Annotated in this window: 13 protein-coding genes; 9 read left to right on the forward strand and 4 right to left on the reverse strand. The window is 61.3% G+C overall.

Features of this window, described 5'->3' with window-relative positions:
- Positions 1 to 153 precede the first annotated feature (153 nt).
- Complete coding sequence (locus ACQZ6J_RS21110) at positions 154 to 2,250, reverse strand: bifunctional rhamnulose-1-phosphate aldolase/short-chain dehydrogenase (RefSeq protein WP_449085488.1); 2,097 nt, start codon at positions 2,248 to 2,250, stop codon at positions 154 to 156.
- 208 nt (positions 2,251 to 2,458) lie between these two features.
- Between ACQZ6J_RS21110 and ACQZ6J_RS21115 the strand changes: the two genes are divergently transcribed.
- From ACQZ6J_RS21115 to ACQZ6J_RS21145, 7 genes are all read left to right on the forward strand, one after another.
- Positions 2,459 to 3,271 (forward strand): DeoR/GlpR family DNA-binding transcription regulator, encoded by an 813-nt coding sequence (locus ACQZ6J_RS21115; protein ID WP_449085489.1) that lies wholly within the window; start codon positions 2,459 to 2,461, stop codon positions 3,269 to 3,271.
- A 54-nt stretch (positions 3,272 to 3,325) separates the two neighbouring features.
- Positions 3,326 to 4,321, forward strand: coding sequence for a rhamnose ABC transporter substrate-binding protein (rhaS, locus tag ACQZ6J_RS21120; protein ID WP_163993486.1), 996 nt, complete (start codon positions 3,326 to 3,328; stop codon positions 4,319 to 4,321).
- Positions 4,322 to 4,394: 73 nt separating this feature from the next.
- Entirely contained in the window at positions 4,395 to 5,930 is a 1,536-nt protein-coding gene (locus ACQZ6J_RS21125; RefSeq protein WP_163993484.1) for a sugar ABC transporter ATP-binding protein, read from the forward strand.
- Between the two features lie 10 nt (positions 5,931 to 5,940).
- A complete protein-coding gene (locus ACQZ6J_RS21130; RefSeq protein ID WP_449085490.1) occupies positions 5,941 to 6,945 on the forward strand; it encodes an ABC transporter permease in 1,005 nt (334 codons plus the stop codon).
- Positions 6,942 to 7,955: an ABC transporter permease gene (locus ACQZ6J_RS21135; protein WP_449085491.1), complete on the forward strand. Its 1,014-nt coding sequence runs from the start codon at positions 6,942 to 6,944 to the stop codon at positions 7,953 to 7,955. The genes ACQZ6J_RS21130 and ACQZ6J_RS21135 overlap by 4 nt, the downstream gene beginning before the upstream one ends.
- Positions 7,952 to 8,278, forward strand: a complete 327-nt coding sequence (gene rhaM / locus ACQZ6J_RS21140) for an L-rhamnose mutarotase (protein ID WP_449085492.1) — start codon at positions 7,952 to 7,954, stop codon at positions 8,276 to 8,278. The genes ACQZ6J_RS21135 and rhaM overlap by 4 nt, the downstream gene beginning before the upstream one ends.
- Positions 8,275 to 9,660, forward strand: coding sequence for an FGGY-family carbohydrate kinase (locus tag ACQZ6J_RS21145; protein ID WP_449085493.1), 1,386 nt, complete (start codon positions 8,275 to 8,277; stop codon positions 9,658 to 9,660). The genes rhaM and ACQZ6J_RS21145 overlap by 4 nt, the downstream gene beginning before the upstream one ends.
- On the opposite strand, the gene ACQZ6J_RS21150 is transcribed toward ACQZ6J_RS21145, so the two are convergent.
- Positions 9,657 to 10,481: an aminoglycoside phosphotransferase family protein gene (locus tag ACQZ6J_RS21150; RefSeq protein WP_449085494.1), complete on the reverse strand. Its 825-nt coding sequence runs from the start codon at positions 10,479 to 10,481 to the stop codon at positions 9,657 to 9,659. The genes ACQZ6J_RS21145 and ACQZ6J_RS21150 overlap by 4 nt on opposite strands.
- Before the next feature lie 32 nt (positions 10,482 to 10,513).
- Between ACQZ6J_RS21150 and ACQZ6J_RS21155 the strand changes: the two genes are divergently transcribed.
- Together ACQZ6J_RS21155 and ACQZ6J_RS21160 are read left to right on the forward strand one after the other, a co-directional pair.
- Entirely contained in the window at positions 10,514 to 10,879 is a 366-nt protein-coding gene (locus tag ACQZ6J_RS21155; protein WP_449085495.1) for a hypothetical protein, read from the forward strand.
- A 1-nt stretch (position 10,880) separates the two neighbouring features.
- Entirely contained in the window at positions 10,881 to 11,987 is a 1,107-nt protein-coding gene (locus ACQZ6J_RS21160; RefSeq protein ID WP_163993470.1) for a branched-chain amino acid ABC transporter substrate-binding protein, read from the forward strand.
- An 85-nt stretch (positions 11,988 to 12,072) separates the two neighbouring features.
- On the opposite strand, the gene ACQZ6J_RS21165 is transcribed toward ACQZ6J_RS21160, so the two are convergent.
- Both ACQZ6J_RS21165 and ACQZ6J_RS21170 read right to left on the reverse strand, forming a co-directional pair.
- A complete protein-coding gene (locus ACQZ6J_RS21165) occupies positions 12,073 to 12,897 on the reverse strand; it encodes a sugar phosphate isomerase/epimerase family protein (protein WP_163993468.1) in 825 nt (274 codons plus the stop codon).
- Positions 12,898 to 12,928: 31 nt separating this feature from the next.
- Complete coding sequence (locus tag ACQZ6J_RS21170; RefSeq protein WP_163993466.1) at positions 12,929 to 14,104, reverse strand: dihydrodipicolinate synthase family protein; 1,176 nt, start codon at positions 14,102 to 14,104, stop codon at positions 12,929 to 12,931.
- Positions 14,105 to 14,208: the final 104 nt, after the last annotated feature.

The following is a 14,208-nucleotide window of genomic DNA, read 5'->3' on the forward strand; positions in this document are numbered from 1 at the left end:
TTCGGGCCACCTCAGGGTGAGGGCTGATCTGCTCGTCAGTTGGCGCTATCGCTACTCCACCCTCATGGTGAGGTGCGCTGCCGCAAGAGCGAAGCGAGTGCGGCAGGGCCTCGAACCACAAGGATGGCCCCGAGGCTGCCACTTCCCCGCCAACTAGCGCGTAAAGCTCTGCGCGTTGCCGGCATCGACGTTGATGATATTGCCGGTCGACTTGGCGGAAAGATCAGAAGCCAGGAAGTAGATTGCCTCGGCAATATCCTCGGGGAAGACGTTGAGCTTCAGCATCGAGCGCTTGCGGTAATGCTCCTCCAGATCGTCCACCTCGATCTTCGAGGAGGCGGCACGCTGCTCCCGCCACTCGCCGTTCCAGATCTTCGAGCCGCGAAGAACGGCATCGGGATTGACCGTATTCACGCGGATGCCGGCGTCTGCGCCTTCCAGTGCAAGGCATCGGGCCAGATGGATCTCGGCTGCCTTGGCCGTGCAATAGGCCGCGGCATTCGGCGAGGACGCAAGACCGTTCTTGGACGCGACAAAGACGACGTTGCCGCCGAGGTTCTGGCGGCGGAACAGCCGGAAGGCCTCGCGGGATACGAGGAAATAGCCGGTCGCGAGAATGTCGATATTGCGGTTCCACATCGAAAGTTCGGTGCTTTCGATCGGCGCCGACGAGGCGATGCCGGCATTGGACACCAGAATATCGATGCCGCCGAATTCGACGCAGGCCTCGGCGAAGGTGGAAATGACGGCATCTTCCTTGGTGACGTCGAGCCTGACGCTGCGCACAGCATCGGCGCCGTATCTCTTGACGAAATCCTCCTGCGTGCCCTTGAGCGCTGCCTCGTCGATATCCGCCAATACCACGCAGGCACCCTCGCCGACCAGGCGCGCTGCCGTGGCACGACCGATACCGCCGGCGCCGCCGGTAACGAAGGCGACCTTGCCGGCAAGGCTCTTCGGCTTCGGCATGCGCTGCAGCTTTGCCTCCTCCAGCAGCCAGTATTCGATATCGAAAGCCTCCTGCTCCGGCAGGCCCTGATATTCGGAGACCGTGGATGCGCCGCGCATGACGTTGATGGCGTTGACATAGAACTCGCCGGCGATGCGGGCGGTCGCCTTGTCGCGGGCAAAGGAGAGCAGTCCGACGCCCGGAACCAGGAAGATCACCGGATTCGGATCACGCATGGCAGGCGAATTGTCATGCTTGCAGTCGTTGTAGTAGCGGGCGTAATCGGCACGATAATCTTCCAGCGCCTTGTCGAGACCGGCGATGACGGCATCGACATCGGGCTTGGCCGGATCGAAATCAACGATCAGCGGCCGGATCTTGGTGCGCAGGAAATGGTCCGGGCAACTGGTGCCGAGCGCGCCGAGCGGGCGGAGATTCTTCGAATTGACGAATTCGAGCACCGCGTCCTGATCGTCGAAATCACCAAGCTTGCGCTCCGCCTTGCCGATCCGGCCCCGGATTTCAGGCATCAGGCGGGCGGCGATTGCCCGGCGTTCCGTCTGCGGCAGGCTCTGAACGGCTGCGCCGCCGAAAATGGTCTTGCCTTCCGTCTTGGCGGCGAACCATTCGATCGCCTTGTTGATGATCTGAAGCGTCAGCTTGTAGCATTCCTTGGCATCATTGGCCCAGGTGAAGAGGCCATGGCTTTCCAGCACGACGCCCTTGGCATTCGGATGCGCCTTGACGAAGGCTTCGAGATCGAGGCCGAGCTGGAAGCCCGGTCGGCGCCAGGGCAGCCAGCCGATGTCGTCGCCGAAGATTTCGCGCGTCAGTTCGCGCGAGTTCTTCGAGGCGGCAATGGCGATGATGGCATCGGGGTGCATATGGTCGACATGGGTGAACGGCACGAAGCCATGCAGCGGCGTGTCGATGGAGGCGGCGCGGGCATTCAGATTGAAGGTGCAATGCGGCAGGAAGCCAACCATCCGGTCTTCGTCGGCAACGCCGCGATAGATGGTCTTCAGGCTGTCGAGCTTATCCTGATAGAGCGTGGCGAACCCGTCGAGTTTAATAGTGCCGACATCGCCGCCAGAGCCCTTGACCCACAGAACCTTGACTTTCTCTCCGGTCAGCGGATCGGTTTCCATGACTTTGGCCGACGTATTGCCGCCGCCATAGTTGGTGATACGCTTGTCGGCACCCAGCAGATTCGACCGGTAGAGCAGTTTGCCCGGCTCATCGAGATCAGCCGCATATGCGTCATCCCAACGGTTCTTCAAAAGCTGAACGTCAGCCGCCATGTCATCCTCCCTTGAAAATCAAGTCTTGCGAGCGGACCGGAACATGATGGCACCACTCTTTGTGAGCAGGATATCGCTCACACACAGTCACTTTGTCAATCGAAAACGATCATTTTCGACAATGCTGCGATGCAATATGAAAGTTTATGATCGTTTATGATTGACACCTTGTCATATTTGAGAAATAACCGCCAACAAGGAGGAGCCGATGCACGAACGTGAACGCCATCGCATTATTCTGAGCGCCGTACAGGAAAAGCCTGTGGTGACGATTCAGGATATTTCCGAGCTGACAGAGGCTTCGGAAGCGACGATACGCCGTGATATCGCTGCCCTGCACGTACAGGGAAAGATCCGCCGCGTCCGTGGGGGCGCCGAATCCATTCACCCCCCGCAGCTCGGCAACTTGGCCGGCCGCCCCTTCCGCGTTTCAGAATCGGTCAATATCGACAAGAAACGCGCAATTGCGCGCAAGGCCGCCGAACTGTGCAACCCCGGTGATGCCATCATCATCAACGGCGGCACGACCACATTCCAGCTCGTGCATTACATCTCGGCCTTCCGGCTGCAGGTGATGACCAATTCCTTCGCCATTGCCGAACATCTGGTCAAGCACTCGAAAAATACGGTGACGGTTCCGGGTGGCGCGATCTATCGCGAGCAGAGCCTGATCCTGTCGCCCTTCGACAATGATACGACCCGCAATTTCTACGCACGGCGCATGTTCCTCGGCGCGCAGGGCGTCGGCCCCCTCGGCATCATGGAAGCCGACGGGTTGCTGATCCAGAGCGAGCAGAAGCTGATGCGCCAGGCCGATGAACTCATCGTCATGGTCGATTCCAGCAAGTTCCGCCAGCGCTCCAGTCTGATCCTTTGCCCGCTTGAACAGGTGACGACGATCATCACCGATGACGGCATTTCGGCAGACACGGTGCGGATGATTGAGGGCGCCGGCGTATCGCTGATTATCGCAAATGTTTCGGCTGAGGCCGAGGAGGAAGATTCCCCGTCGGTCGCATAAAGGGACGTGGCCGCGATGGGGTGAGCATAGCCTATCAACTTGGGAGGAAGAGACATGAATATAGCAAAGAAACTGGCGATCGGCGTCGCGCTCGCCGCGACACTGATGGCCGGCACGGCCAGCGCCAAGGACATCAAGATCGGCCTCGTGGTAAAGTCGCTGGGCAACGGCTTCTTCGAAGCGGCCAACAAGGGTGCCCAGGAAGCGGCCAAGGATCTCGGCGGCGTGCAGGTGATCTACACCGGCCCGACCTCGACCACGGCCGAAGGCCAGATCGAAGTGATCAACTCGCTGATCGCACAGGGTGTCGATGCCATCGCCATCTCCGCCAATGATCCGGATGCCGTCGTACCGGCCCTCAAGAAGGCCAAGCAACGCGGCATCAAGGTCATCTCCTGGGATTCCGGCGTGGCGCCGGCTGGCCGCATCCTGCAGCTGAACCCCTCCTCGAACGAGCTGATCGGCAAGATGTGCCTGACGCTCGCCAAGGATCATCTCGACGGCGGCAAGGGCGATTTCGCCATCCTGTCGGCTACGACCACCTCGACCAACCAGAACATCTGGATCGGCGAGATGAAGAAGCAGCTGAAGGACTTCCCGGGCCTCAACCTGGTGACGACGGTCTACGGTGACGACCTTTCCGACAAGAGCTATCGCGAAGCCCAGGGCCTCCTGACCTCGCATCCGGAAGTCAAGGTCATCGTCGCCCCGACGACCGTCGGCGTGCTGGCCGCTTCGCAGGCTGTCAAGGATGCCGGCAAGATCGGCCAGGTCTATGTGACCGGCCTCGGCCTGCCGTCCGAAATGGCTGGCGCCATCAAGTCCGGCGCGACGAAGGAATTCGCCATCTGGAACCCGATCGATCTCGGCTACTCGGCAACGCAGATCGCCTATCGCCTCGTCAAGGGCGAGACCGACGGCAAGCCGGGCAGCGAAATCAATGCCGGCCGCATGGGCAAGATCAAGGTCGACAAGAACGGCGAAGCCGCCATGGCCGATCCGTTCGTCTACAACGCCTCGAACATCGATCAGTTCTCCAAGGTTTTCTGATCGAAAATCTTATCCGCAGCTCTCCGGCGGCGTCAGCCGCCGGACCTGGTTTCACTGATCCGGTACATTGCTGATGACCACAGTCCTTCAACGATCCCTGGCGGGTACACCAGCCGCGAACAATCAGGCCATTCTGGAAATGCGCGGCATTTCCCAGATCTTTCCCGGCGTCAAGGCGCTGGATGGTGTCAGCATTTCGCTTTACCCCGGCAAGGTCACCGCCCTGATCGGCGAAAATGGCGCCGGCAAATCGACCCTCGTCAAGATCCTGACCGGCATCTATCGCCCGAACGAAGGCGAGATTCTCGTCGACGGCAAGCCGGCGGCCTTTGCCAATGCGCAGGCCGCCATCGATGCCGGCGTCACGGCCATTCACCAGGAAACCGTGCTCTTCGACGAGCTGACCGTGGCGGAAAACATCTTCCTCGGTCATGCGCCGCGCACGTCCTGGCGCACCATCGACTGGAAGACGATGAACAGCCGGTCGAAGCAGCTTCTTCAATCGCTCGAAAGCGCGATCGATCCCACCACCCGCCTGAAGGACCTCTCCATTGCGCAGCGTCACCTTGTGGCGATCGCACGCGCTTTGTCGATCGAGGCCCGCATCGTTATCATGGACGAGCCGACCGCCGCCCTTTCGCGCAAGGAGATCGACGATCTTTTCCGCATCGTTCAGGGGTTGAAGGCAAAAGGCAAGGCGATATTGTTCATCAGCCACAAGTTCGATGAACTCTATGAAATCGCCGACAATTTCGTCGTCTTCCGCGACGGCAAGGCCGTCGGGCACGGTGCGCTCAAGGAAACGCCACAGGATGAAATCGTCCGCATGATGGTGGGGCGCGATGTCAAGGACGCTTTCCCGAAAGTGTCCGTCACCATCGGCGACACCGTTCTCGAGGTGGACAAATACTGTCACCGCACGGAATTCCGCGACATTTCCTTCAAGCTGCGGCGCGGCGAGATCCTTGGCGTTTACGGGCTGATCGGCGCTGGGCGCTCGGAGCTCTGCCAATCGCTTTTCGGCATAACCAGGCCGCTGTCCGGACGCCTGACGCTCGACGGTCAGGAAATCCATGTCCGCACGCCGCAGGATGCCATTCGCGCCGGTATCGTCTATGTGCCGGAAGAGCGCGGCCGCCACGGTCTTGCCCTGCCCATGCCGATCTATCAGAACATGTCGCTGCCCTCGCTGGGGCGCACCTCGCGCAAGGGTTTCCTGAAGGCAGCCAATGAGTTCGCGCTTGCCCGTAAATACGCCGAGCGCCTCGATCTACGCGCGGCCGCCCTTTCCGTGCCGGTCGGTACGCTGTCCGGCGGCAACCAGCAAAAGGTGGTCATCGGCAAATGGCTCGCGACGCAACCGAAGATCATCATTCTCGATGAACCCACCAAGGGCATCGATATCGGTTCGAAGGCAGCCGTTCACGGTTTCATCAGCGAACTGGCGGCCGAGGGCCTCAGCATCATCATGATCTCTTCCGAACTGCCCGAGATCATCGGCATGGCGGATCGCGTGCTGGTCATGAAGGAAGGCCTGTCTGCTGGCCTTTTCGAGCGCGAGGGACTGACGCCGGAAACGTTGGTGCGCGCCGCCACGGGCAACGCATAGGGAGGACGGGATGCCACGCATCCTTAAAAAACGCGAAACATTGCTCGCCGTCATCATCATCGTGATGATAGCCGGTTTCGCGACACGCGCGGCCGGCTTTGCCGAACCCGCCAATCTTGCCAATATCTTCAACGACACCTCGATCCTCATCATCCTGGCGCTTGCCCAGATGACGGTCATCCTGACGAAGTCGATCGATCTTTCCGTCGCGGCCAATCTCGCCTTCACCGGCATGGCGGTGGCGATGCTGAATGCGGCCTATCCCGACATTCCGCTGATCGCCCTCATCGTCACCGCAATCCTGATGGGGGCGTTTCTCGGCGCCATCAACGGCTATCTCGTCTGGGCGCTCGAAATCCCGCCCATCGTCGTCACGCTCGGCACGTTGACGATTTATCGCGGCATGGCCTTCGTGCTGTCGGGCGGCGCCTGGGTCAATGCTCACCAGTTCACCCCGGTCTTTCTGAACGTGCCGCGCACGCCGCTTCTCGGCCTGCCTGTGCTTGCCTGGATCGGCATCGCCATCGTGCTGATGATGTATCTGCTGCTACGCTATACGCAGTTCGGGCGCTCCGCCTATGCCAGCGGCGGCAATCCGGTCGCGGCCGTGTATGCGGGCATCGACGTCGGCTGGACGCGGTTTCTCGCCTTCGTTCTATCCGGCGCCCTGGCCGGGCTCAGCGGCTATCTCTGGGTATCGCGCTACGCCGTCGCCTATGTCGATATCGCCAACGGCTTCGAGCTGGATAGCGTGGCGGCCTGTGTCATCGGCGGCATTTCGATCGCAGGCGGCGTCGGTTCGGTTGCCGGCGCCGTGCTGGGCGCACTTTTCCTCGGCGTCATCAAGAACGCCCTTCCGGTCATCGGCATTTCCCCGTTCACGCAGATGGCAATATCAGGCACCGTCATCATTCTTGCCGTCGTCTTCAATGCCCGGCGCGAACGCAATCGCGGCCGCATCATCCTTCGGGATCAGGCTGCAAAGGATGTCGCCAGTAAGGGAGCAAGCGTATGAGCAGCGTTTCGCAAGCACCGACGGAAAAACGCGCCATTCCGGACCGTCTCGGCACGCCCTTCAAGCGGATCCTGGCCAGTTGGGAGACCCTGCTCTTCGGCGTTGCGGTCGCGATCTTCATCTTCAACTCGCTAGCGTCACCCTATTTCCTCGACCCCTACAATCTCTCCGACGCGACGTTCAATTTCACTGAAAAGGCGATGATCGCCTTTGCGATGGCGTTGCTGGTGATAGCAGGCGAAATCGACCTCTCGGTCGCGGCCATCATCGCCCTTGCCTCGACGGCGATGGGTGCTGCCGCGCAAATGGGGGTAGATACGCCCGGCCTCGTCGCGATCGGCTTGGGCGTCGGCCTTGTCTGCGGGCTGTTCAACGGCTTCCTCGTTTCCGCGCTGAAGCTGCCCTCGATCGTCGTCACCATCGGCACGATGAGCCTGTTCCGCGGCATCTCCTATATCGTGCTGGGCGATCAGGCCTATGGCAACTATCCGGATAGCTTTGCTTATTTCGGCCAGGGTTATGTCGTCTGGGTCTTCTCGTTCGAATTCGTTCTCTTCATCGTTTTGGCGATCGTCTTCGCGATCCTGCTGCATGCGACGAATTTCGGGCGGCAGGTCTATACGATCGGCAACAATGATTTCGCGGCACGCTTTTCCGGCATTCCGGTCGAGCGGATCAAGTTCATCCTGTTCCTCCTGACCGGCCTCATGAGCGGTATTGCCGCCGTGTGCCTGACCTCGCGCCTCGGTTCCACCCGCCCTTCGATCGCCCTCGGCTGGGAGCTAGAGGTCGTGACCATGGTCGTGCTCGGCGGCGTGTCGATCCTCGGCGGCTCGGGGACGATCGGCGGCGTCGTCATCGCCGCTTTCGTGATGGGCCTCGTCACCTTCGGCCTCGGCCTGCTCAACGTTCCGGGCATCGTCATGTCGATCTTCATCGGCTTGCTTCTCATCATCACCATCGCGCTGCCCATCGTCGCCAGGCGCCTCAGGACCATGAGCTCCAAATGACATCAGCTCTCGAACGCCACGCTTTCAAGATGACGCTCAACCCTGGCATGGAGGCAGAATACAAAAGGCGCCATGACGAAATCTGGCCCGAGCTGGTGGAGCTGCTGCACCAGGCGGGCGTGAGCGATTATTCCATTCATCTCGATCGCGAGACGAACACATTGTTCGGCGTGCTGACGCGGCCGAAGGATCACGCCATGGCGAGCCTGCCGGAGCACCCCGTCATGAAGAAGTGGTGGGCGCATATGGCCGACATCATGGCGACCAATTCCGATAGCTCGCCTGTTCAGAGCGATCTCGTCACGGTCTTTCATCTGCCATGAGCAAAGCGACAGCCTACCGCCGTATCGCCGTGGTCGACATCGGCAAGACGAACGCCAAGGTCGTTGTGCTCGATGCCGGGATGGGTGCCGAAATTGCCGCCGTCAAGACCTCGAACGGCGTCCTGAAGTCAGGCCCCTATCCACATTACGATATTGCGGGGCTGTGGGACTTCATCATCTCGGCCCTCGGAGGCTTCGCCCGAACGCCGGGATTCGATGCCATATCGATCACCACGCATGGCGCCTCTGCGGCGATGCTCGCCGCCGATGGCAGCCTTGCCATGCCTGTTCTCGACTACGAACACGTCTACCTTCAGGCCGTTCAGGACGACTATGACGGGTTGCGACCGAAATTTGCCGAGACATTTTCGCCGCGCCTGGCGATGGGGCTCAATGTCGGCGCCCAGATTCATTACCTGAAAAGCACCTTTCCCGACGATTTCGCCCGTGTCGCCACGATCCTGACCTATCCGCAATATTGGGCATTCCGCCTGAGCGGCGTCGCGGCCAACGAAGTGACCTCGCTCGGCTGTCACACAGATCTCTGGAATCCGACCACGCGAAGCTATTCGTCTCTCGTCGACACGCTTGGCGTCCGCGCGCTGATGGCGCCGGTACGCCCGGCTTTCGATGCGCTCGGCCCGGTCTTGCCGGCGCTTGCCGCCGACATGGGGCTGGCAAAGGGAGTGCCCGTCTATTGCGGCATCCATGACTCCAATGCCTCGCTTCTGCCGCATCTGGTGGAAAACGAGGCCCCCTTTGCGGTTGTCTCGACCGGAACCTGGGTGATCAGCTTCGGCGTCGGCGGCGATCTGGAACACCTCGATCCCGAACGCGACGCGCTTGCCAATGTCGACGCCTATGGCCGCGCCGTACCCTCAGCCCGTTTCATGGGTGGCCGCGAGTTCGAGATCCTGGCCGCCGAAATCGGCAATGCGCCTCCTGAGGCAATCGAAGCTACGCTGGAGCAGGCAATCGTCAAAGGCCTGATGCTTCTGCCCAACGTCGTCGAAGGATCAGGGCCGTTTCCCGGCCGGACGCGGCGCTGGATCGCCGATGCCTCAGCAAGCAATGCCGAGCGTCTTGCCGCCGTCAGCCTCTATCTTGCACTGATGACGGAAGCCTGCCTGGGCCTGATCGGCGCCAGGGGTCCGATTTTCGTAGAAGGACCCTTCGCGCGCAATCGCGCCTACCTCATCGCCCTGTCCGCCTTGACGAACGCCGATGTCATTGCGCTCGAGGGCTCCACAGGCACGAGCCAGGGCGCCGCTCTGCTGACGGGGATACGACCTGCCGCTGCAGCCGACAGCCCGCCCCTTCGCGCCGAATTGCCAGGGTTGATCGATTATCGGCAGGCCTGGCGCGAGGCTATAGTCTCCTAGGCCCCCGCTATGGATAGTTCGGCAGCGGCGATTTCGGCAACGCGCAACGTTGGCTCGACATGTTCGTCCTCGCCATCTTCGATCAGCCAGCTTGCTGAAAGGCCGGCCCAGGCAACGATCCATCTGAGCAGGCGGCCGCGTTCCATCCGCGCCGCCTTCGCAACGATTGCCACCTGCCGCGCGAGGCGGCCGGGAGCCGTGGCGACGGCATTATCCGGATTGCAAAAGAGATTGGCGTAGTCGAAGCTGCGTTCACCCACGAGCCCCTTCGGATCGATCGCGAGCCAGCCGCGCTCCGCAAAATCCAGAATATTGCCGTGATGAATGTCGCCATGCAGGGCCACGACATCGCGAGGCTCCGACAATAGCTTGCGCGCAGTAATCGCCGACCGAACGAAAGCACCCCCTTCGCAGTGAGCCATAGCTTCGAGCGAGCGAAACCGATGGATGAGAGGAACCAATTGCGGCAAAGCGCGCCCGCGAGCAGCATGAAGCCCGGCGACGGCCTTACAGATGATGTGGCTTGCCTCGTCGTCCCGCCCACTCCTGGCCATCTCGGCAAGTGAGCGGCTGCCAGTCGCCCGTTCAAGCAGGATGGCATCGTCCCGGTGTTCGAGAACGCGCGCGGCACCGACGCCATTCCACCAGACCATGAGTTCGGCCCCCGCTCTCTCCTCGGGTGCGACGGCGATCTTCAGCATGGCTGGCTCGCCATCGCGGCGCACGGGGAAAAGCCGGCTCGAATGGGTCACGATCGGATCGCCATCCGGGATCAGGCCCCAGAGGTCGAGATAGGCTTTCGAAACGTCATTCTCGTTCACGCGGCATTCACCCCCTTGGCACGCGTCAGGTCATGGCAGGCACCATAGCTTATGTGGATCAGCGGCATGGAGATTTCCACGTCCGGATCCATTTCGTTTTATCGCCATATCACTCGGCTCCCGGCAGCAAGCCTGCAACAACCATCCCTCGTCGAAACTTCGCGAAAATCGTCAAAATTGTCCTCGCGACGGTTATTTTCTTGCGGAATCGTCGCAATATTCCTACAGAAAATACCCTCATGGGCGCTTTCGAGATCAAAAAATGTCCGAAAGCGATCATCGGCTTCGACATCAGCCCTGTCTTCTTCAAAAGACCAGCTCACGGCAGTTTGCACGTCGAGACAGGTGATTGCGAGCGGGTTCAAAGGGCGCTGCCGCGCCCATCCAAGGAGAGATAAAATGAGTCTGAAGACATTGACGGCCGCGACCTTCGTCGCTTCGCTGGCCTTCGCACCTCTCGCGCATGCGGACATCACCATCGGCCTCATCGCGCCGCTGACCGGCCCGGTCGCAGCCTATGGCGAGCAGGTGAAGAACGGAGCGCAGACCGCCATCGACGAAATCAACAAGAGCGGCGGTGTTCTCGGCCAGAAGCTCGTCCTGAAGCTTGGCGATGACGCCGGCGACCCGAAGCAGGGCGTATCCGTGGCGAACGGCTTCGTCGGCGACAGCATCCGCTTCGTCGTCGGCCCGGTAACGTCGGGCGTCGCCATTCCGGTCTCCGACGCGCTTGCCGAAAACGGCATCCTGATGGTCACGCCGACCGCGACCGCGCCGGACCTGACCAATCGCGGCCTGACCAACATCCTGCGCACCTGCGGCCGAGACGACCAGCAGGCAACCGTTGCCGCCGATTATGTCCTGAACCACTTCAAGGACAAGAAGATCGCGATCCTCAACGACAAGGGCGCCTACGGAAAGGGCCTGGCGGACGCCTTCAAGGCGACCCTCAACAAGGGCGGCGTCACCGAGGTCGTCAACGACTCGCTGACCCCCGGTGAAAAGGACTACAGCGCCCTGACGGCGAAGCTGAAGCAGGCAGGCGTCGAAGTGATCTACTTCGGCGGCTATCATCCGGAAGCGGGCCTGCTTGCCCGCCAGCTGCACGACATCTCCGTCAAGGCGCAGATCATCGGCGGCGACGGGCTTTCCAACACCGAATATTGGGCGATCGCCAACGATTCCGCTGCCGGCACGCTCTTCACCAACGCCTCCGACGCGCTGAAGAACCCGGATTCCCAGAGCGCCGTCGCAGCCCTGAAGGCACGCAATATCCCGGCAGAAGCCTTCACGCTGAACGCCTATGCTGCCGTTCAGGTTCTGAAGGCCGGCATCGAAAAGGCCGGCAAGGCAGATGACGCCGAAGCCGTCGGCACCGCCCTGAAGAAGGGCGAACCGGTCGACACCGCCATCGGCAAGGTCACCTACGGCGAAACCGGCGACCTGACCTCGCAGAGCTTCTCGCTCTATAAGTGGGAAGGCGGCAAGATCGTTTCGGCCGAATAAGCCGTCGCATCAATGCTGTGAAATAGCGCCGGGCCACTCGCTGGCCCGGCTTTTTATTGCCAATCTGTGGCCGAGCGGCGCCGGTTCAGCAAACGGTGCGGAAGCGCTCGACGCAGGTCGCGAGAACCTCCTCGCCCGGCCGCTTCCACCAATTGTTCTGAGAGAAGATCTCAACTTCCTGCAGGCCGAAAAAGCCCGCCTTCTCGATCTCGGCGCGAATGCGCTTGAGGTCGATGACGCCGTCACCCATCATGCCACGATCGAGCAGCAGGTCCGTGGTCGGCACGAGCCAGTCGCAAATATGATGCGCAAGGATCCGGCCACCGGCACCCGCCCTGGCGATCTGCTCATGAAGCTTCGGATCCCACCAGACATGGTAGACATCGATGGCGACACCGATGCCGTCCCCCAGCAGGTCGCAGATGTCGAGCGCCTGCTCCAGCGTGTTCACGCAGGCGCGATCCGCCGCATACATTGGATGCAGAGGCTCGATCGCCAGTGGAATTCCGGCGCTGCGGGCATGCGGCAGGATTGCCGCAATACCGTCGGCGACCATTTCGCGGGCATGCACGATATCCCTCGATCCCTGCGGCAATCCGCCGACGACCAGAACAAGGCAATCGGCGTTGAGCGCAGCCGCTTCATCGATCGCGCGCTTGTTGTCGTCGATAGCGGCCGCCCTGCCCTCTGCATCCGCGGCAGGAAACATGCCGCCGCGGCAAAGGCCCGTCACCTGGAGCTTGTTGTCCGCAACGATGCGCGCGGCTTCCGCCAGCCCGATCTTATGCACCTGGTCGCGCCATGGCGCGATTGCGACGATATCCTGCTTGAGGCAGGCTTCGACCGCTTGGCGCATGTCGTATTGCTGGCGCACCGTCGCCAGATTGATGGACAGACCGTCTATGGCCATCGTGATGATCCTCCCCCGATCCCTTTATCCGCTAATCGATGCCGACCGTGGCAAGGATTGCCTTCATCCGATAGGTCGCCAAGTCCGGATCCCGCAGGATCCGCGCCGTATCCGCCAGGCGGAACAGCTCCGAAAGGTGCTGGATCGAGCGGGCGCTCTGCTGGCCGCCAAGCATCTGGAAATGATCCTGGAAGCCGTTGAGATAAGCGAGGAAGACGACCCCGGTCTTGTAGAAGCGCGTCGGCGCCTTGAAGATATGGCGCGATAGCGGAACGGTCGGCGCCAGGATTGCATGGAAGGCGTCGAGATCGTTCTGTGCGAGCTTTGTGAGAGCAGCGCTCGCAGCCGGCGCGATGGCATCGAAGATGCCGAGCAATGCGTGGGAATAACCTTGTTCGTCGCCGGCAATCAGCTCGGCATAGTTGAAATCGTCGCCAGTATACATTTTGACGGCAGGATCGAGCCGCCGGCGCATAACGATTTCCTTCTCCGCCGAAAGCAGCGATATCTTCACGCCATCGACCTTGGCCGCATTCTGGTTGATGATCGCGACCGCCGTTTCCATGGCCTGCATATCGTCGGCTGATCCCCAATAGCCCGCCAGGGCCGGATCGAACATCGAACCGAGCCAGTGAATCATGACGGGCTCTTTGACCTGACCGAGGATGCGGTCGTAGACGCGGACATAGTCGTCCGGGCTTCTGGCGGCCGCGGCAAGTGCCCGGCTCGCCATGAGAATGATCCGGCCGCCCTGCCCTTCCACATAGCCGATCTGCTCCTCGTAGGCGGCGATGACGTCGTCGATCGTGACATCGGGACCGGGCTGCAGATGATCGGTGCCGGCGCCATAGGCAATCACGGCATCCGGCCGGCCTCGGGCCGCCGACTGCGCATGGGCTATCAGCTCCTTCGCGCCGGCCCAATCCAGGCCCATACCGCGCTGTGCTGTATCCATCGCCTCCGCCACACCAAGGCCGAGACCCCAAAGATATTCGCGGAAGGCAATCGTGCGTTCCCAATCGATGTTCCGGTCAAGCCAGGGATCGTTGTCGGCAAGCGCGTCGACCACGATGTGGGCGGCGGCATAAGCCACGCGATTGAAATGATGACCGCCCGCCGGCTTTGCCGGCGCAATCAGCGGCTCGTTGGCGGCGGTAAATGGAACGATGGCGCCGTTGGCTGTCGGCAATCGAAGATTTTTCGTCATGGGATCGTCTCCTTATCTTGCGGCGAGCGATGGGACGTCGATCCATCGGCGTTCTGCCCAGCTCTTCTGCGCCAGCTCGGCCAGCTGCACGCCCTTGGCGCCCT

It is taken from the genome of Rhizobium sp. A37_96 (assembly GCF_053521765.1).